The organism is Streptomyces sp. HB132, assembly GCF_016909575.1.
Lineage (GTDB): Bacteria > Actinomycetota > Actinomycetes > Streptomycetales > Streptomycetaceae > Streptomyces.
This window is the reverse complement of record NZ_JAFBGA010000004.1, coordinates 87,145-106,686: the sequence shown is the minus strand read 5'-3', so window position 1 is coordinate 106,686 and position 19,542 is coordinate 87,145. Positions and strand designations below refer to the sequence as shown.

12 protein-coding genes and 2 pseudogenes are annotated in these 19,542 nt (G+C 71.2%); 7 read left to right on the top strand and 7 right to left on the bottom strand.

Annotated elements, in window-relative coordinates; all coding sequences use genetic code 11:
* Nucleotides 1–40 precede the first annotated feature (40 nt).
* Both JOC24_RS11435 and JOC24_RS11430 read right to left on the bottom strand, forming a co-directional pair.
* Nucleotides 41–853, bottom strand: a complete 813-nt coding sequence (locus tag JOC24_RS11435; protein WP_205020105.1) for an ABC transporter permease — start codon at nt 851–853, stop codon at nt 41–43.
* On the bottom strand, nt 850–1,776 hold the full coding sequence (locus JOC24_RS11430) for an ABC transporter ATP-binding protein (protein ID WP_205020104.1): 927 nt from the start codon (nt 1,774–1,776) through the stop codon (nt 850–852). Before JOC24_RS11430 ends, JOC24_RS11435 begins: the two co-directional genes overlap by 4 nt.
* A 292-nt stretch (nt 1,777–2,068) precedes the next feature.
* Here JOC24_RS11430 and JOC24_RS11425 point away from each other — a divergent pair, with 292 nt between their 5' ends.
* Both JOC24_RS11425 and JOC24_RS11420 read left to right on the top strand, forming a co-directional pair.
* Entirely contained in the window at nt 2,069–4,279 is a 2,211-nt protein-coding gene (locus JOC24_RS11425) for a HelD family protein (RefSeq protein WP_205020449.1), read from the top strand.
* 529 nt (nt 4,280–4,808) lie between these two features.
* Entirely contained in the window at nt 4,809–5,861 is a 1,053-nt protein-coding gene (locus JOC24_RS11420; protein ID WP_205020448.1) for a MarR family transcriptional regulator, read from the top strand.
* 27 nt (nt 5,862–5,888) lie between these two features.
* On the opposite strand, the gene JOC24_RS11415 is transcribed toward JOC24_RS11420, so the two are convergent.
* Entirely contained in the window at nt 5,889–6,443 is a 555-nt protein-coding gene (locus JOC24_RS11415) for a M23 family metallopeptidase (RefSeq protein ID WP_275588420.1), read from the bottom strand.
* Between the two features lie 371 nt (nt 6,444–6,814).
* On the opposite strand from JOC24_RS11415, the pseudogene JOC24_RS11410 reads away from it, so the two are divergent.
* The 3 genes and pseudogenes from JOC24_RS11410 to JOC24_RS11400 all read left to right on the top strand — a co-directional run bounded on the left by JOC24_RS11410 (nt 6,815) and on the right by JOC24_RS11400 (nt 12,261).
* A pseudogene (locus tag JOC24_RS11410) lies at nt 6,815–9,947 on the top strand (Tn3 family transposase).
* Between the two features lie 294 nt (nt 9,948–10,241).
* Entirely contained in the window at nt 10,242–11,573 is a 1,332-nt protein-coding gene (locus JOC24_RS11405; protein WP_239580352.1) for a sensor histidine kinase, read from the top strand.
* 7 nt (nt 11,574–11,580) lie between these two features.
* Nucleotides 11,581–12,261: a response regulator gene (locus JOC24_RS11400; RefSeq protein WP_205020102.1), complete on the top strand. Its 681-nt coding sequence runs from the start codon at nt 11,581–11,583 to the stop codon at nt 12,259–12,261.
* 39 nt (nt 12,262–12,300) lie between these two features.
* Here the strand turns inward: JOC24_RS11400 and JOC24_RS33150 are convergent.
* Nucleotides 12,301–12,678 (bottom strand): annotated as a pseudogene (locus tag JOC24_RS33150) (phosphatase PAP2 family protein); the annotation flags it as partial.
* A 523-nt stretch (nt 12,679–13,201) separates the two neighbouring features.
* Here JOC24_RS33150 and JOC24_RS11390 point away from each other — a divergent pair.
* On the top strand, nt 13,202–13,867 hold the full coding sequence (locus JOC24_RS11390; protein ID WP_205020101.1) for a recombinase family protein: 666 nt from the start codon (nt 13,202–13,204) through the stop codon (nt 13,865–13,867).
* A 212-nt stretch (nt 13,868–14,079) separates the two neighbouring features.
* Here the strand turns inward: JOC24_RS11390 and JOC24_RS11385 are convergent, their stop codons facing one another.
* The 3 genes from JOC24_RS11385 to JOC24_RS11375 all read right to left on the bottom strand — a co-directional run bounded on the left by JOC24_RS11385 (nt 14,080) and on the right by JOC24_RS11375 (nt 18,296).
* The gene (locus tag JOC24_RS11385; RefSeq protein ID WP_205020100.1) at nt 14,080–14,757 is read right to left on the bottom strand and encodes a response regulator transcription factor; all 678 of its coding nucleotides are present in this window, start codon (nt 14,755–14,757) and stop codon (nt 14,080–14,082) included.
* Nucleotides 14,754–15,959: a sensor histidine kinase gene (locus tag JOC24_RS11380; RefSeq protein ID WP_205020099.1), complete on the bottom strand. Its 1,206-nt coding sequence runs from the start codon at nt 15,957–15,959 to the stop codon at nt 14,754–14,756. The genes JOC24_RS11385 and JOC24_RS11380 overlap by 4 nt, the downstream gene beginning before the upstream one ends.
* A 102-nt stretch (nt 15,960–16,061) precedes the next feature.
* Complete coding sequence (locus JOC24_RS11375; RefSeq protein WP_205020098.1) at nt 16,062–18,296, bottom strand: MMPL family transporter; 2,235 nt, start codon at nt 18,294–18,296, stop codon at nt 16,062–16,064.
* 373 nt (nt 18,297–18,669) lie between these two features.
* Between JOC24_RS11375 and JOC24_RS11370 the strand changes: the two genes are divergently transcribed.
* Entirely contained in the window at nt 18,670–19,536 is an 867-nt protein-coding gene (locus JOC24_RS11370; RefSeq protein ID WP_205020097.1) for an AraC family transcriptional regulator, read from the top strand.
* Nucleotides 19,537–19,542 lie beyond the last annotated feature (6 nt).

Genomic DNA, 19,542 nt, shown 5'->3' with positions numbered 1-19,542 from the left:
CGCGGGGTCGTCCGCACCGGCCCCGGCGGTTCCGCCGGAGTCAGCCGCGCGGTCCCCAGCGGAACCACCGCCGCACGCCGAGGGCCGCCAGGCCCGTCCAGGCCAGGGCGAGGAGCAGCGCGCGGCCCTGGTCCGCGGCGCCGAGGTCGCCCGTCCAGCCGCCCCGCAGGAGGTCCGTCACCGGGGAGAAGGGCAGCCAGGCGCTGATGTCGCCCACCACGCCGGGCAGCACCTCGCGCGGTACGAACATTCCGGAGCCGACCATGCTCAGCAGCCAGAACGGCAGGAACGTCAGCTGCGCGCTCTCCGCCGTCCGGGTGACCGCGGCGGTCAGCGCGCCCGCCGCCACGAGCATCGCGCCGCCGATGAGCAGTCCGAGGACCACCAGGTGCGGGGCGGCCGGTGCGGGTGCGTCCAGGACGACCGTCAGGCCGATGACCAGCAGCGCGCACTGTACGTACGCCAGCAGCAGGGCGGGGAGTGCTCCGCCGGTGAAGATCTCCCAGTCGCGCACCTCGCCCGTGCGAAGCCGCTTGAGCACGAGGCTCTCGCGGCGGGTGACGTAGACACCGACGAGGTTCGTGTACACGGAGAAGATCAGCGCCAGGCCGAGCGATCCGGGCAGGAGGACGGTGGCCATCGACAGGCCGGTGCCGTCCAGGTCCAGGCCGTTGACCACGCCTCGCATCGAGAAGGTCGTGATGGCCGGTACGAGGAGCGCGGTGATCAGCGCCGCCCGGCTGCGCAGGAGCAGGGTCAGTTCGGCGCGGCCGAGCGCGGCCATGCGGGACGCGGAACCGCGTCGCACGGGCGGGGCCGTGTCCACGGGGCGGGAGGGCGCGGTCGTCGTCATCGTGTCTCCTCGTGGTCCAGGCCCTTGGCGATCTCCATGAAGGCCTCTTCCAGTGATGCGGACCGGGCGTCGAGGCCGTGCAGCGTGACGCCGGTGTGGTGGGCCCAGGTGAGCAGTTCGGTGGCCGTGCGCTGGAGGTCCCCGGTCTCCAGGCGGACCGTCCCGCCCACGGTCTCGTGGCGGGTCACTCCCATGGCCGGGAGCGGGGGGAGCTCACCGAGAAGGCGGTCCTGGGGCAGCCGGAAGCTGATCCGGGCGGGCCGTTCGGCCACCACGTCGGCCACGCGCCCGGTGGTGGCGATCAACCCCTGGTGCATGATCGCCAGCCGGTCGGCGAGCTGTTCGGCCTCCTCCAGGTAGTGCGTGGTCAGCAGCACGGTCGTGCCCTGCTGCTTCAGCTCCCGGATCAGCTCCCAGGTGTCCTGGCGGGACTGCGCGTCCAGGCCGGTCGTCGGCTCGTCGAGGAACAGCACCTCCGGCCGCCCCAGCAGGGCCAGCGCCAGATCGAGGCGCCGGCGTTCGCCGCCCGAGAGCTGCTTGACCCTGACGGCGCCCCGGTCGGACAGGTTGGTCAGTGCGAGGGCCTCGTCCAGGGGGCGGGCGCCGGTCGTGCAGCCCGCCCACATCCTCACGGTCTCGAGCACCGTCAACTCCGGCGGGAGGCCGCCCTCCTGGAGCATCACCCCCATCCGGTGCCGTACGGACGCCCGGTCGCGGAACGGGTCGTGGCCGAGCACCCGGACGGTCCCTCCGGTGGGGGTGGCCTGGCCTTCCAGGAGTTCCAGGGTGGAGGTCTTGCCGGCGCCGTTGGTGCCCAGCAGGGCGAAGAGCTCCCCGCGGGCGACGGTGAAGTCGATGCCGCGTACGGCGTCGAAGCCCTGGTAGCTCCGTTTCAGTCCGACGGTTTCGATGACTGTGTTCATGGGCTCCACACTCCCGGCGATACGGCGCCGGTGGCAGTGCGGTGTGTCATCGCCTTCATATGACGGCTGTCATGCGGGCGCATGACAGACCGCACGGCCACCGGCCACCGGCCACCGGCCACCGGCCACCGGCCCGGAACGCAGGAAATCCCCGGTCCGAAATTGCGGACCGGGGATTTCCTCACGTATATTGAGTGTTTCTGTGTGCCCACAGAAAAGGCCCCTCAAAGGGGGCCACTAGAAACACCATATCCGGCAGGGAGCGATTTTGTCAACTCGCGAAAACGTCGAATTGCAGAAGGAGCAGGAATTCATCGACCGGCTCTACGACCGTGTCGACGAGCTGCGCGGGGTCACCGCGCAGCACGTCGAGGACGCGTTGACGCCGGTGGGGAACGGCCTGCAGGCCCGTCACGAGCGCGATGTGCTCGTCGCCGAGCGCTCCGGTCTGCTGGCGTCCCTGAACGCGGTGGACGGCTCGCTGTGCTTCGGCCGTATCGATCTCCGTGACGGCGCCGCGCACCATATCGGCCGTATCGGAATTCGTGAGGACGACACCGAACACACACCCCTTCTGATCGACTGGCGGGCGCCCGTCGCACGGCCCTTCTATCTCGCCACCGGGCATACGCCGATGGGGCTTCGCCGGCGCAGACACCTCACCACCGAGGGCCGCACGGTGACCGAGCTGCACGACGAGATCCTCGACCTGGGGGACGACGAACGCAGCGGTTTCGAGGACCCGAGCGGTGACGCCGTGCTGCTCGCGGCCCTGAGCTCCGCGCGCACCGGCCGCATGGGCGACATCGTGCGCACCATCCAGGCGGAACAGGACCGGATCATCCGTGCGCCGCACCGTGGCGTCCTCGTCGTCGAGGGCGGTCCCGGCACCGGCAAGACCGCCGTCGCCCTGCACCGGGCGGCGTTCCTCCTGTACGAGCACCGAGAGCTCCTGGCCAAGCGCGCGGTCCTGGTCGTGGGCCCCAATCCGGCCTTCCTCCGTTACATCGGCGAGGTGCTGCCCGCCCTCGGCGAGACCGGCGTCATGCTCGCCACCCAGGCCGAGCTCTTCCCGGGCGTCCACGCGCGCGGCACGGACACCCCCCGTGCGGCGGCCGCCAAGGGCGGCGCGGAGATGGCCGAGGCGCTCGCCCTCGCCGTACGCGACCGGCAGCAGCTGCCCGAGCCCGGAGCACCGGTGGTCGTCCCGCACGACGACGGTGACCTCGTCCTGGACTGGGAGATCGCCTACGAGGCCCGGCAGGCGGCCCGCGAGACCCGTCTTCCGCACAACCTCGCCCGCCCGTACTTCACCTTCCACGTCATCGACGCCCTCACCCGGCAGCTCACCGAGCGCATCGGCGCGGACCCGTACGGCGGCCCCAACTTCCTGGGCCCCGACGACGTCGCGCAGCTCGGCAAGGGCGTCGCGGCGAGCGAGGAGGTGCACGCCGCCGTCGGGGACCTGTGGCCGGTGCTCACCCCGGAGGACTTCCTCACCGACTACCTGGCGGAGCCGGTGTACCTGCCGGAGCAGGACGCCGACGCCGTCAGGCGCGCTCCCGGTGACGGGGAGTGGACACCGGCGGACGTGCCGCTCCTCGACGAGGCGGCCGAGCTGCTCGGGTCCGACGACAGCGCCGAGCGGGCCGCCGCCGAGGCCGAGCGGCAGGAGCGGGTCGCCTATGCGCAGGGTGTTCTGGAGCTGTCCCGGGGATCCGAGTCGTACGAGTTCGAGGACGAGGAGTCCGAGTTCCTGGCCGCCCACGACATCATCGACGCCGAGCGGATGGCGGAGCGCCAGGAGGAGGCCGACCACCGCAGCGCAGCCGAGCGTGCGGCCGCCGACCGGACGTGGGCGTTCGGGCACATCATCGTCGACGAGGCGCAGGAGCTGTCACCGATGGCCTGGCGCCTGCTGATGCGCCGGTCGCCGACCCGCTCGCTGACCCTCGTCGGGGACCCGGCGCAGACGTCCGAGGAGGCTGGTGTCGGCTCCTGGGAGAAGATCCTGGAGCCGTACGTCGGCGACCGCTTCGAGCATGTGCGGCTGGGCGTCAACTACCGTACGCCCGCCGAGATCATGGACCTGGCGGCGAAGGTCGTGCGGGCCCAGGACCCGTCGTTCGAGCCGCCCGGATCGGTGCGGTCCACCGGCGAGGTCCCGTGGACGCGGGACGGCGGCGCCGATCTGGCGGGCGCGGTGGCTCGGGCCGTGGAGGAGCTGACGCCCGAGGAGGGGCGTCTCGCGGTGATCGCGCCGCGGGAGCTGCACGAGGAGATCGCCGCTCCGCTCGACGGGGTCACGGCGGGCGCCGAACCCGACCTCACCCGTCCCGTGGTGCTGCTCGGCCCGCGTGAGGCCAAGGGGCTGGAGTTCGACCACGTCCTGGTCGTGGAACCCGGGCGCTTCGGAGCGAGTGACCTGTACGTGGCGCTGACCCGTGCCACGCAGCGCCTGGGCATCGTGCACCGGGAGGAGCTTCCCGCCTCACTGCGCTGAGCGGCCCGGGACCATGGCCCGTCCCGCACCTGCCGGTGCGGGGCGGACAGGGTCGGCGATCAGTCGCAGCGGTGGCCCCATGCGTGGTCGGGACGCCAGGTCCTCTCCCCGGCTCGACGTTCGGCACCCGGAGCTCGGGGCTCGGGGCTCGGGATTCGAGCGTCGGGACGGGTCTGTTCACTCTTTCGGGGCCCGGAATCAGCGCTTCCGCCCGAAGCTCGAGCTTCGGGATCCGGGCGTCGGGATCCGAGGGCCAAGGGTCGAGCGATGTCTTCATCCGGTAGGAAAAGAAGGGGGTTGGGGAAAACCTCCCCACCCTCCCTGACCCGTCACGGCCAGCAAGTATGACTATTCGTGACCGACTTGCGGCGGAGAGTGGCGCATGTCTACGGTGCGAGAACTGAACGACCCCGACGCGGTGTTCAAGCACCAGGCCGGGGTCTGACCGCAAGATCGAAGGACCGATCCCGTGGATATCCCACACACTAGCTCCGCCCGAAGCGCCCCCGCATCCTCGCCCTCGTACCCGATGGCCAGGCCGGGTTACGGCAAGCGCTCCATGCCCGGACAACTCCGGCGCGGCGCCGACGACTTCTCCTTGCTGCCTGCCCGCGAGCGGCACATCGCCGGGTTCATCGACCAACTCCCCGACGGTGCCTCGATGGACGTCAAGAGCCTCGCCAAGCAGCTGCCGCTGTACGGCCAGCAGGCCGTCGGCTCGGCCTTGAGGGCGCTGGCCACCGCCGGATATCTGCGCCGCGTACGGTGCCTCGTCGGCGAGCTGGGGCAGGTCCGCTGGGTCTCGCGGACGTTCTGGTCGCGTACGGCCCGCGACAACGAGTGGTGGGCGGCCGCCGAGATCGCCCCGGCGGCCGACACCGGAGCCACCCCGGCGGCGGCCTCCGTGCAGCCCCCCGGCCGCACGGAGGCCGCTGCCCCGCCCATGCCTCCGGAGCCCTCCGCACCCTCACCCGCAGCACCTCCGGCGCCCCCGGCAGCGGCCACACCCGTCGCGCCCGTGCCGGTCGTACCTGTCGCGCCCGTGCCGGTCGTACCCGTCGCGCCCGTGCCGGTCGTGCCGGTCATGCCCGTCGTGCCCCAGCAGCGGACTCCGGCCCCCGACGCCGCCTCCCCCGCCTACCTCGCGTTGGCGCAGCTCGGCCGCGTCGACTCCAGACTGCCCCTGTCCGCCGCCGACTGCGCGGCCCTGGAGCCCCTGGCCGCCGCATGGCTCGCGCGCGGGGTGGACACGGACTACCTCACCCAGGCGCTCACCGCCGGACTCCCCGCCCGGGTCGACTCCCCCGTCGGCTTCGTACGCCGCCGGCTCACCGACAAGATCCCGCCGCACGTACCCACCGCCCCGACACCGCCCGCGCCGGGCGCGCCGGTGCACCGCGTGATGCTGGAGTGCACCGGATGCGGCACCCCGGGTCGCCCGGAGGCCCTGCCCGACGGCCTGTGCCGACCGTGCCGACAGCCTGCGGAGGGTGCCGCACCCGGGACACCCCTCGGCCTGCCCGGCGAGCGGGATGTCCGTACGCTCGCCGCCGGTCTCAGGGACCTGCTCAAGTCCCCCTGATCAGGGGGACTTCACTGCCCCGCCGGGTCAGGCGTAGGAGTTCACGCTGACGGGGCGTGTCCCGGTGTACGGCGTCCACCCCTGGAGCGTGGCGGGCAGGCCCACGCGACTGTTGCAGTCGATCACCTGGAAGTGCAGGTGCGGGGCGGTCGAGTTGCCGGTGCTGCCCGAGTAGCCGACGATCCGGCCCTGCGGGACCCAGTCACCCGGCTCGTAGAACGACTGGTTCAGGTGCGCGTAGTGGGTGCACTGCCCGTTCGAGTGCCTGATGATCACCTCGATGCCGTTCTCCCAGTACGGCGACCAGTTCGAGATGACGATGGTTCCTCCCTGCGCGGCGGACACCTCGTAGTTGGCCGGGAGCCCGAAGTCCCAGGCGTACTCGTTGTAGGGGCCGGTGTGCGAGTACGTCCCCTCCGGCCCCTGGGTGACCGTGTAGGCCTCCCCCGCCGGGTACGGCAGCTCGTAGTAGTAGTCCACGGCAGCCGCCGGGGACGCCCCCGTGATCGTGATGCCCACCGCGGTCAGCAACGCGCTCGCCCCTACCGCCACGCGGCGCAGAACCCTCTTCATCCCGCCCATACGAGTCTCCGTTCGTCTGTCACGAGCACCGGACTCCGCACCCCGTCGGGGGCGGAGGAGTGCAAGGATCCGGCCCCGACTGCCGCCCCTACAAGGGCCGTTGGGCCCGGCCAGGGCCCACCGCGGGCTCACCCCCCTACCTCGGATTGGGTCCCCTACCGGGCCGGAGGACCCTTGACCCGGACACGGCGGGACCCCCGGGGGCATGTACGGAACCGACCGCTCGTTCCGTGCACGTACGGGTGTGAGTAGTTGCGGTACAGAAAGTGCCGCTGAGATCGATCATGGTCGGCTAGCACACCTCCCGGGAGTGCCGCCGAGGTTCTCGGAAAGATCGTCGGGCGGCCGTCGGTGCTGGCTACGGTCCGGTCGTGCCGGTGGAATTTCTGACTGATGAGCAGGCTGAGGCGTACGGGACGTTCACCGAGGTGCCCACGCGCCCGGAGCTGGAGCGGTTCTTCTTCCTCGATGACGACGACAGTGATCTGATCGCGCTGCGGCGTACGGACGCGCACCGGCTGGGGATGGCGGTGCAGATCTGCACGGTCCGCTACGTCGGCCGGTTTCTGGGTGAGGACCCGCTCGCGGTGCCGTGGGAGGTCGTGGAGTACCTGGCCGGGCAGCTCGGCATCGCGGACGCCTCGTGCGTGAAGCGGTACCCGGAGCGGCGCAGGACACCGTACGAGCACGCGGCGGAGATCCAGGAGCGGTTCAAGTACCGGGACTTCACCGACCGGAAGTGGGGGCGGGAGTTCCGCGGCTTTCTGTACGGGCGGGCGTGGACGCACGCCGAGGGGCCAGTGGCGCTGTTCAACCACGCGGTGACGTGGCTACGCAAGAACCGGGTGCTGCTGCCCGGGGTGAGCGTACTGGCCCGGCAGGTGTCGGAGGCCCGCGCGGTGGCCGAGCGGCGCGTGTACGAGGCGGTGGCCCGCGCCGCGCACCGGGCCGACCCCTCGCTCGCGCCGGCGCTGGCCGAACTACTGGTGGTGCCGGAGGGCAAGCGGGTCTCGGAGCTGGAGCGACTGCGGACGCCGCCGACGAAGTCGACAGGCACCGCGATGGTGCGGGCCATGGAGCGGATGGAGGAGATCTCCGCGTTCGCGCTGGGCCGGGTGAACCTGTCGCGGGTACAAGTGAACCGGCTGTCCACGCTGGCCCGGTACGGGCAGTGAGCAAGGCGCAGACGATCGAGCGGGCGCCCGAGCCGCGGCGGACCGCGCTGCTGACGGCGGTGGTGCGTCAGCTGGAGGCGCAGGCGGTCGACGACGCGCTGGATTTGTTTGCGGTGCTGATGGCGAACCGGCTGATCAGCCCAGCGCGGCGGGCCTCGGAGCGGGAGCGCCTGGCGATGCTGCCGCAGCTGGAGAAGGCGGCCCGCATCCTGGCGAAGGCGTCGAAGATCCTCACTGAGGAACTGGACTTGGTCGCCGAGCACGACGCGGACCTGGACGTCGCCGCGCTGTGGGCGGCGGTGGAGGAGGCCGTGCCGCGTACGGCGGTGGCTGGCGCGATGGCGACCGTCGAGGCCCTGGTGCCCGAGGACGACGGGTCGGCCGAGGCGGCGATGCGCGAGAAGCTGGCCCTGCGCTACAACACCGTGCGCCCTTTCCTGGCCCTGCTGGGCGAGTCTGATGCGCTGGGCGCCGCACCGGCCGGGCGGCGCCTGTTGAAGGCGGTGCGCCGCCTGCCCGCGCTCTCGCGCCGGAGGGTCAAGGACCGGCCGCTGCTGCCCCGTGAGGTCGACGCCGAGTTGGTGCCCGCCATGTGGAAGCGGCCGGTGTTCTCCAACACCAAGCTGCCCCAGGGCGCGGTCGACCGTGACGCGTACGTGGTGTGCGTGCTGGAGCAGCTGCACCGCGCGCTGAACCGGCGCGACGTGTTCGCCGCCCCGTCGAACCGGTGGGCGGACCCACGCGCCCGGCTGCTGGACGGCCCCCGGTGGGAGGCGATGCGCGCGGACGTGCTGGCAGGTCTGTCCCTGACCGAGGACGCGGCCGAGCATCTGGCCCAGCTCACGCGCGGGCTGGACGCGGCGTGGCGGCAGATGGCCGACCGGCTCGCCGAGGCCGGCGATGACGCGAAGGTGGAGGTCGTCGTCCCCGAGGGAGGCGGCCGTGCCCGCCTGTCGGTGGACAAGATCGGCGCGGTGGGCGAGCCGGAGTCGCTGACCTGGCTGAAGACCACCACGGAGGCGATGCTTCCCCGGATCGACCTGCCGGACCTGCTCTTCGAGGTGCACTCCTGGACCGGGTTCCTCGACTCCTTCGGGCACGTCTCGGACCGGCGGACCCGCATGGAGGGCCTGCTCGTCTCCCTGGTCGCGCTGCTGGTCTCGCAGAGCTGCAACATCGGCCTGACCCCGGTCATCGACCCGGAGAGCAAGGCGCTGACCCGCTCGCGGCTGTCCCATGTCGACCAGAACTACGTGCGCGCCGACACCCTCGCTGCGGCGAACGCCGCCCTGATCGCCGCCCAGTCCCGCATCGAGCTGGCCCAGATGTGGGGCGGCGGGCTGCTCGCCTCCGTCGACGGCCTGCGCTTCGTCGTACCCGTCAAGAGCATCAACACCGGGCCCTCGCCAAAGTACTACGGCTACAAACGCGGCGTGACCTGGCTCAACGCCGTCAATGACCAGGTCGCGGGGATCGGCGCGATGGTCGTGCGCGGCACCCCGCGCGACAGCCTCTACACCCTGGACACCCTGCTGAACCTCGACGGCGGCGTGAAGCCGGAGATGGTGGCGACCGACAACGCCTCGTACAGCGACATGGCCTTCGGCCTGTACAAGATGCTCGGCTTCCGGTTCGCCCCGCGCTTCCGCGACCTTGCCGACCAGCGGTTCTGGCGGGCCGACCTGACCGACGGCGAGGAGCCAGCCGCCGGGTACGGGCCGCTGGAGGACGTGGCCTGCAACAAGGTCAATCTGGAGCGGATCGCCACACACTGGCCGGCCATGCTCCGGGTGGCCGGGTCGCTCATCACCAACCAGGTCCGGGCGTACGACCTGCTGCGGATGTTCGGCCGCGAGGGCCACCCCACCCCGCTGGGCGCCGCGTTCGCCGAGTACGGGCGGATCGACAAGACCATGCACCTGCTCGCCCTGGTCGACCCGATGGACGACACCTACCGGCGGCTGATGAACCGACAGCTCACCGTCCAGGAGTCCCGCCACCGGCTCGCGCGCGCGATCTGCCACGGCGGCCGGGGCCAGATCCGCCAGGCGTACCGCGAGGGCCAGGAGGACCAGCTCGCCGCCCTTGGCCTGGTTCTCAACGCCGTGGTGCTGTGGAACACCCGCTACCTGGACGCCGCCGTCGCCCAGCTCCGCGCCGCAGGCCACGATATCAAGGACGAGGACGTCGCCCGCCTCTCCCCACTCAAGGACCGGCACATCAACTTCCTGGGCCGCTACCTGTTCAACACAAGGCCAGCGCGCCGGACAGCGGCCTGCGCCCACTGCGCGACCCGGACGCAATCGAGCACGTGGACGACGAAGAATAGGACCAGAACGAGAGGACTGTCCCTCGCCTGCGATGCCGAATCCGCATGTCCACGGCGGTCGGTGAGCTGGCGAATCGCACCAAGTGGGGATGTTCCGAGTGCACATTGCTCGCCGACCACCGGCGCAGATTGAACTTTCGGCAGTGTCGGCAGACTCCCCATGTCCGTACCGTCGCCTTGGTGGACAGCACGACGATCAACAGTGAGATTGCGACCGGGACCGCTGTTTCGCGGCGGGCACATAATCCAGGGATCATCCTGACAGCGGCCGTCGCGGTGGCCGCCGGCCTGAGCATGGTGAACCTGTGGTGGGCAGTCCCGGCTGCCGTCGCAGCGTTCCTGGCAGGATGGAGGCCGGGAAAGACCGCGCCGACAGCGCTCGCGCTGCTCGCGATTCTCGCGGCCAGCGTGGTGACGTTGTCCGCCGTGCCTGCTTGGCTCCCCCTGGCCAGCCGGCTTGTGGCAGTGCTGGTTGTCGCCACGATGCTGCCCTGGTTCGCGGGCCGGTTCTGGCGCCAGTACCAGCAGCTTGTCCAGGGCGGGTGGGAGCGTGCCGAGCAACTGCAACGCGAGCAGCAGCTGATCGCTGATCACGCCCGACTGCGCGAGCGGACACGGATCGCCCAGGACATGCATGACGTACTCGGCCACGACCTCAGCCTGATTGCCCTGTCGGCCGGCGCCCTCAAACTCGCGCCGGGCCTTGAAGAACACCATCGAAGGGCCGCAGGCGACATCAGGACCAGAGCTGCGGCCGCTGTGGATCGTCTCGGCGAGGTGATCGGCGTCCTGCGCGAGGAGACCGACGCCACGCCGATGGACCCCAGCGGCTCCAGCCTCACGGGCCTGATCTCCGAGGCGTCCGCGGCCGGGCTCGCGGTGGATTTGCGCACCAATGGCACCTCGGACGAGCTGCCGTCGGTGGTCAAACGGTCGGCTCACCGGGTCGTGCAGGAAGCGCTGACCAACGTTGCCAAGCACGCACCTGGCGCAACAGCGACTGTCCACGTGACGCATACGGCAACAGAAACACGTGTCGTGGTGGAGAACGGCCCGCCATCGCCTGCGGCCTACCTGCGGCCCCGGCCCCGGGGCGGGGGGCGTGGCCTGATCGGTCTCGAAGAACGTATGCGGGTGGCCGGCGGTTCGTTCGACCACGGCCCGCGCAACGGTGGCTACGAAGTCGTCGCACGGATCCCGCACACTCCCCCGCCACCGCCGTTCGCGCCCGCGGCCTCTCGCGGTTGCGAGTTGCCGCAGGAACACCGCCGTGCGCGGCGCCGCGTCAGCCGGGCTCTGGTGGCTGCGGTCATGGTGCCCCTGGTGACGGGAGCGTTGCTGAGCGGAGCGCTCATGGGCTGGGAGATGCTGTCGGCATCACGGTCGGTCCTGGACCCGGGCGACTACGCCCGCCTGCACGTAGGGCAAGATCGTTCCGAGGTGACGCGTTTCCTGCCGGACCGGCAGACGAACTACCGACCGCTGACTGCCAAGCCGACAGGAGACGGCATAACGTGCGAGTACTACGCGATGACGGCCGACAGGTTCGACGACCGCTCCGGGGACGCCTACCGGCTCTGCTTCCGGGAGGACACCCTGGTGTCCCTGGACACGCTCACCCCGTGAGTGCTCGATGATCCGGGTGCTGATCGCCGACGACGAGCCGATGATCCGCGCAGGCGTGCGAGCCGTTCTTGCCACGGATCCGGGCATCGAAGTCGTTGCCGAGGCCGTCGACGGGCACGATGCCGTGGAACTGGTCCGGCGCCACCGCCCCGCAGTGGCCGTACTCGATATCCGCATGCCGGGGATCAACGGCATCGAGGCGGCGGCGGAGATCCGCAGCGCGGTGCCGACCACAAGGATCGTCATGCTGACGACCTTCGGTGAGGACGACTACATCCTTCAGGCACTCGGCGGTGGTGCAGCAGGCTTCCTGATTAAGTCGGGCGAGCCCGAAGAACTGATCGCCGGAGTCCGTGCGGTGGCCGAAGGCGCCGCCTACCTGTCACCGAAAGTCGCGGCCCGGGTCGTCGCGCACCTCGCCGCGACGGGTGCGGGCACCCTGGCCGGTCGGCGCTCCGCCGCCCGTGACCGGGTCGCCTCCCTCACGGCCCGGGAGCGGGAGGTACTGACCTTCCTCGGGAGTGGCCTCTCCAACGGACAGATCGCCCGGCGGCTGAAGGTGGTGGAGGGAACGGTCAAAGCCCACGTGAGTTCCATCCTGGCGAGGCTGGGAGTGGACAACCGGGCTGCTGCCGCGGTCGTGGCTCACGAGGCCGGAATCGTTCCTCCGCAGCCTCCCCAGCCGTGATACCGCCCCCTGGGCAAGGGGCATGAAAGCGAGCAGTACGGCTACCACCACCGTGCCACCGAGCATCGCGCCGGCGAGCACATCGTGCGGGTAATGGACCCCCACCAGCACGCGCAGGAGCGCAGCGGCCCCGGCCAGCGGCAGCGTGATCGCGACGAGGCGGGGCCACAGCACGGCCAGACCGACCGCCAACCCGGCGGCCAAGGTGGAGTGGTTGCTCGGGAACGACCAGTCCCCCGCTGCGGGGCATTCCGCGACAAGGTCGGCCCCTGTGCGTAACGCACGGCAAGGCCGCTCCTCGTCCACCACCAGCTTCACCGCTTCGCTCACTGCATAAGCCGCGACGGTGCCGAGGCCGGTCAGCACGGATCCGGCGACCCCTCGTATGTCGTCGCGACGGACCGCTGTCCACCACATCCAGACCAGCAGCATCCCGAGGATCACGAGCGTGCCCTCGGTGGCGACTTCCAGGAGAGGGCCCAGCCACGACGGTGCGTCCGCCACCGCCCCGGTCACCGAGCGATACGCGGACGCCGAAGCTCCACCCGTGACCTCCACTGCGCCGACCTCGCCCAGTCCACCGGGGGCCAGCCACGTGACAACGCCTGCCCCCACTGCCAGGACGCCCAGCGCACCGAGCAGCCGACCGGCCGGGATCTTCTTTCGCGGTTCTCGTTCCATGAGCCTGAACGTAGAACTGGGAACAGTCGATAACCCGGGCCGAACGGCAACACCGGACCTTGACGATCGTCAGGGTTGACAACTACCAGTGCCTTCGGCCCGCGTCACCGGGGCGCACATCATGACCTTCAACAAACCTTCGTTTTCTGAAGATGGCTTTGCGAGACCGCCTGGACCCCGCAGGGCCTTCAAAAACCCCTTCAAAAACCTGGGTCATTCAGTAACCCCGAACCACCGTTTTCTGACATGATCCGGGGCCATGACCGCTCTCGAACCGGCCGAACCGGGCCTCCTCGTCGCCGAACCACTCGTCCGCACCGAGATCAAGATCGGGTACGCGCGAGTCTCGACCAGCGGGCAGAAGCTGGAGCGGCAGCTCGACGCGCTTGCCGCCGCCGGGTGCCGGAAGATCTTCGCGGACAAGAAGTCCGGCAAAAACGCGCTCCGCCCCGAACTGAAGGCGTGCCACGCCTTCCTCGACCCCGGGGACACCCTCGTCGTCCCGAGTCTGGACCGCTACGGCCGCAGCCTTCAGGACCTCATCAACATGGTCGCCGAACTACGCGAGCGCGGGATCGGCTTCACCTCGCTGCACGAGAACCTGGACACCACCACCCCCGGCGGCCGGCTCGTCTTCCACGTCTTCGCCGCGCTCGCCGAGTTCATCCGCGAACTCATCGTCATCGGCACCAACGAGGGCCTGGCCGCCGCCCGCGAGCGCGGCCGGGTCGGCGGGCGCCCGAGCGTCGCCACCGAGGAAGTCATCCGCGCCGCTCGCGATCTACTGCCCGACCCCGGTCGCTCGATCACCTCCATCGCCAAGCTGCTGGGCGTCTCCCTGGGCACCCTCTACAACCACATCCCGGACCTGCGCGAGCTGCGCGCTGGCGCCGTACCCCGTCAGCTCGAAGCGCCGACGAGGTAGGCCAACTCCAGCAAGATCAATCTCAGCGGCACTTTCTGTACCGCAACTACTCACACCCGACGTACGCCTCGTCAACGAGCTACAGGCCCTCCTCACGGACCCGACCCGGCTGGCGGAGAGCCCGAAGGCCTGAACCGAACGGCGCCGCGCAGGAGTTCCTGACCGCCGGCCCATGCCGCGCGCCCGGTCCGGACACCGCGCCCGAGGCCCTGTCAGCCGCCGTACGAGCGCGGGTGGACCAGCCCGCTCTGGTAGGCGATGACGACGAGCTGGGCACGGTCGCGGGCATGCAGCTTGTTCATGGCGCGCTGGATGTGGCTGCGGACGGTCAGCGGGCTGACCACGAGCAGGTCGGCGATGTCGGCGTTGGACCTGCCGTGAGCCGCCAGGGCCATGACCTCGCGTTCGCGGTCCGTGAGCGCTGCCAGGCCTTCGGGCGGGGCGAGCGGCGTGTCGTCGGGGGCGGCGAGGAAGCGGGTGATGAGCGCACGGGTCGCCGTGGGAGAGAGCAGGGACTCGCCCGCGGCCACGGTGCGGATGCCGTTCAGGAGGACCTCCGCTCCGACGTCCTTGCCGAGGAACCCGCTGGCACCCGCGCGCAGGGCCCGGGCGACGTTCTGGTCGTCCTCGAAGGTGGTGAGGATCAGGACGCGGGTGGCCGCCAGCTCCGGCCGGGAGCAGATCTCGGTGGTGGCGGTCAGACCGTCGGTGCCGGGCATGCGGATGTCCATGAGGACCACGTCCGGCCCGTGCTCGCAGGTCAGCTCGATCGCCTCCCGGCCGTCGGCGGCCTCGGCGACCACGGTCATGCCGGGGTCCGACTCGATGAGGATGCGGAAGGTGGCCCGCAGCAGGGCCTGGTCGTCGGCGAGCAGGACGCGGATGGTCATGGGGCGGTGCTTTCGTCGTGGCTGTCCAGGGGAAGGGTGCAGGCGACTTCGAATCCTCCTCCGGGGCGGGGACCCGCCCGGAAGGTGCCACCGGTGGCGAGGGCACGCTCCCGCATGCCGAGGAGACCGAAACCGTGGCCGGGTCCGGGCGGGTCCGCCGTACGGAGGGCCGCCGTACCGCCGTCGCCGGCGTTGTCGACCGTGAGCGTGAGGAAGTGCGGGGCGTACTCCAGCCGGACCCGCGCCGTGCGGGTGGCGGCGTGCTTGGTGACGTTGGTCAGGGCTTCCTGGACGATCCTGTACGCCGTCAGGTCGAGCCCCGGCGACAGGGGTTGCGGCTGTCCGTCCACGGAGACCGTCACCTCGAGACCGGCCGTCGCGCAGGCGGCGAGCAGGTCGGGCAGTCGGTCGAGGCCGGGTGCGGGGGCCAGGCCGTCGTCGGTGTCGGTGTCCTGGCGCAACAGGCCGACCGTGGCCTTCAGTTCGCGCAGGGCGGCGGCCGTCGTCCCCGAGAGCCTGCCCAGCATCTCGTACGCCTGGTCGGGGTCGGTCCGCGCCAGGTGGGCGGCGGTACCCGCCTGCGCGTTGGCCAGGGCGAGGTGGTGGGCGACGACGTCATGGAGTTCCCGCGCGATGCGCATGCGTTCCTGGACGACGCGGCTCCGCGCCTCCTCCTCGCGTTCGCGGGCCGCGTGCTCGGTGCGCGCGGCGGCGTACTGGCGGCGGACCCGTACGTAACTCCCGAGAGCCGCGGAGAGCAGGACCCAGGACGCCGGATTGACGAGGCTGATGACCCACTCGTGCTGGAAGCCGCCGTGGAACAGCCCGGAGAAGACCATGGCCGCCGTCGCCACCAGTGCTGCGCTCCAGGCCGCCCCGCGGTGGACGCGCAGGCTCACGGAGTACTGCGCGGCCATCAGCGGGGCCATCACCAGGGCCGTCACGAGATGGCCGAGGGCGGACACGGCCACCATGCTCAGCGTGGCCGGCGCCAGCACAAGAAGGGGATGGCTGCGCCTCCAGGGCAGCGCCCCGCAGGCCAGGGCGCACAGCAGGAGGGCGGGCCACAGCGGGGGCGGCCCCGGCGTCACCCAGTAGGAGAGGAGACAACCGCCGACGGCGACCGCGAACAGCAGGCCGAGCGTCACACCCTCGGTGACGGAGGGACGCCGTGCCGTCAGGCGCTGCCGGCTGCTTCTCATCGCGCGTTCTCCCAGGTAGGGATGGCTGAGGCCATGGTGACAGACGGGACCGCGACGCCGTCGTACACGGCGCCGCGGCTCGCACCCGGCCGAAGGTCCGCGTCAGGTGCGCACGGGCTCCCGCTCACGCGCGCCGCCGCCCGTGGCACCGGTGGGCCCGGCGGGCCGTGCGGTGAGGCTCGCGCCTTCCACATCGACGTGAGGCAGGATCCTGTCGAGCCATCGGGGCAGCCACCAGGCCCTGTGCCCCAGCAGGGCGAGGACGGCGGGCACGAAGGCCATGCGGACGACGAACGCGTCGAACAGCACGGCGACGGCGAGGCCGAAGCCGATCGTCTTGATCATGGACTCGCCGGATCCGACGAACCCGGAGAAGACCGCGATCATGATCACCGCCGCTGCGGCGACCACGCGGGCGCTGTGCCGGAAGCCGGTGACCACCGCTTGCGCGGGGCGCTCCCCGTGGACGTACGCCTCCCGCATCCGGGCCACGAGGAACACCTCGTAGTCCATGGCCAGACCGAACACGATGCCCACCAGGAAGATCGGCATCAGGCTCATGACCGGCCCGGTCTGCTCCACCCCCAGCAGCTCGGCGCCCCAGCCCCACTGGAAGACGGCGACGACCGCTCCGAGCGACGCGAGCACCGACAGCAGGAACCCGAAGGCAGCCTTGACGGGCACCAGCACGGAGCGGAAGACGACCATCAACAGCACCAGGGACAGCAGCACGATCACGATCAGGTAGGGCACGAGGGCGTCCTGCAGTGACTGGGCGACGTCGATGTTCATAGCGGTGGAGCCGGTGACCTCGAAGGTCGCACCGGTCGACTCCTCCAGACCGGACCGCTCCCCACGGATGGTGTGTACGAGGTCCTTGGTGGTCCCCTCGCTCGGTCCGGTGGAGGGCACGGCGGAGAAGAGCGCGGTGTCGCCCTCCGCGTTGAACCGCGGCGGGGAGACGGACACGACACCGTCCGTGCCCTTGATCCGCTCGGCGATCGTGGCGGCGGCGGCCTTCGGGTCGGCCGCCCCACCGAGGTCGGAGACGATCGTGAGCGGCCCGTTGAAGCCCGCGCCGAAGCCGTCGGCCAGCGCGTCGTAGGCGCGCCGCTCCGTCGATGAGACCGGCTTGGCCTCGTCGCCCGGCATTCCCAGCTGCAGGTCGGCGGCGGGCAGGGCGAGCACACCCAGGCCGGCGACGCAGGCCAGCAGCACCGCCACCGGGCGGCGCAGCACGAACCGGGCCCAGCGCGTGCCGCCGTTGCCCCTGGCCCCGACGTGCTGCCCGGCATCGGCCCGTGCGTCACGCCGCCGTTCCTTCCGGGCCAGGACGGCGTCCGGCCACATCCCGAGCAGCGCGGGCACCAGCGTCAGCGCGACCAGGACCCCGAGGACGACGGCCCCCGCGGCGCTGAGGCCCATCTTCGTCAGCATCGGTACACCGATCACGGACAGCCCTGCCAGCGCGATGACGACCGTGAGGCCGGCGAAGACCACGGCCGAGCCCGCCTTGCCGACGGCGAGTCCCGCGGCCTCCCCGGGCGCGTGGCCGCCCGCCCGCTCCTCCCGGTAGCGGGAGACCACGAGCAGGGCGTAGTCGATGCCGACGGCGAGGCCGAGCATCGAGGCGAGCGTGCCGGTGGTCATGGACAGCCCGAGGGTGCTGCCGAGGGCGAGGATCGCGCACATGCTGATCCCGACGCCGATGACGGCGGTGAGCAGGGGCAGCCCGGCAGCCGCGACGGAACCGAAGGTGATCAGCAGGACGACGGCGGCGAGCCCGATGCCGATGGCCTCCCCGGCCCCGCCGGCGGCCGGCTGTGTGGCGAGCGCGGTGCCGCCCGCCTCCACGGTGAGGCCGGCGTCGCGGGCCTCACCGATGACGTTCTCCAGGGCCTGCTTGTCCGCGTCGGTGAGGTCCTCCGCCGCGACCTCGTAGCTGACGGTGGCGTACGCCGTCGAGGCGTCCTCGCTCACCGCGCCGGCCTCGAACGGGCCGACGGCGCCGGCGACCTGGGGTTGTCCGGCGGCCTCCTCGACCAGCGAGTCGATGGCGGCCCGGTGGTCGGCCGCAGTCACCTTCTGCCCGTCGGGGGCGATGAACACGATCCGTGCGCTCGCGCCGTCGGCGTCCGCGCCCGGGAAACGCTCCTCGATGAGGTCGAAGGCCTTCTGCGCCTCGATGCCCGGCATGAAGGAGGTGCCCTCGTCACCGGCGCCGGGCGCCTTGGCGGCACCGGCCCCGACCGCGCCGAGGACCACCGCCCACAGCAGGACCACGAGCCAGCGCCGCCGGAAGGCTGCGCGGCCCATGCGATACAGGAAGGTAGCCACGAGTCTGAGATCTCCGCATCCGATGTGGGGTACCGCTCAAGACTCGCGAAAAGGGGCTCCTCCGGCGTCGTGCGCCTACCGTCACTTCCGCCTGGTGCGCCCGCACGAGCCGTGCCGCACCCTCCTCCCGAAGAAGGAGTCCGGAGGGGTGCGCAGGTGCACGAGGTCGACCTGCCCGCCGTCGCCCGCACCGTCAGCACCGCCCGCACCGCAGTGGCGGACACCCGCGCACGGGCGCGAGTGCGGGCCGGCCGGGCCACGGACCGGGACCTGCCGGAGGTCCCCGCCCACCCCACCGCATCGGGCACAGGATGTCGGGTCCGGCAGGGTGGGGCCTTCCTAACGTGAGGAAGGCAAGAGGAAGGAGTCCGGGATGCTGGAACGGCTGAACCAGGCCATGGAGCACATCGAGTCCCATCTCGATCAGCCGCTCGACGTGGCCGGTCTCGCGCGCATCGCGATGACGTCGGAGTACCACTTCCGGCGCATGTTCTCCGCACTGGCGGGCCTCCCGCTGTCGGAGTACGTCCGGCGCAGACGGCTGACCGTGGCGGGCGCCGAGGTGCTCGCCGGCGAACGGACGCTGCTCGACATCGCCACGCGCTACGGCTACGGCTCGGGCGAGGCGTTCGCCCGAGCGTTCCGCGCCGTGCACGGCGTGGGTCCGGGCGAGGCCAGGCGCACGGGTGCGGCGCTGAGCTCCCAGCAACGGATGTCCTTCCGCCTCATCGTCGAAGGGACCAGCAGCATGCGATACAGGATCGTGGACAAGGCCGGTTTCCGCGTGGTCGGCAGGAAGGCCCGCGTACCGCTCGTCCATGAAGGGGCGAACCCGGCGATCGCCGGGTTCATCCGGGCCATCGACCCGGACGTGATGCGCCGCGTCACCGCGCTCGCCGACCAGGATCCGGCCGGGATCGTCGGCGTCAGCGACCAGCTCGACCCGAGCCGGGCCGAAGGGACCGAACTCGACTACTACCACGGGGTGGTGACCGGCGCCGAGGTGCCCGAGGACATGGACGCCCTGGACGTCCCGCCGGGCACGTGGGCCGTCTTCGAGAGCTCGGGCCCGTTCCCGCAGACGCTCCAGCACCTGTGGCGGGACGTGTTCACGCAGTGGTTCCCGTCGAACCCGTACGGAAGCAGACCGGGGCCCGAGATCCTCAGCGTCCGGCTGTCCGAGGACGGGACGCGGGCGGACGCGGAGCTGTGGATCCCGGTGGAGCGGTCCGCCGCCTGAGAGGCG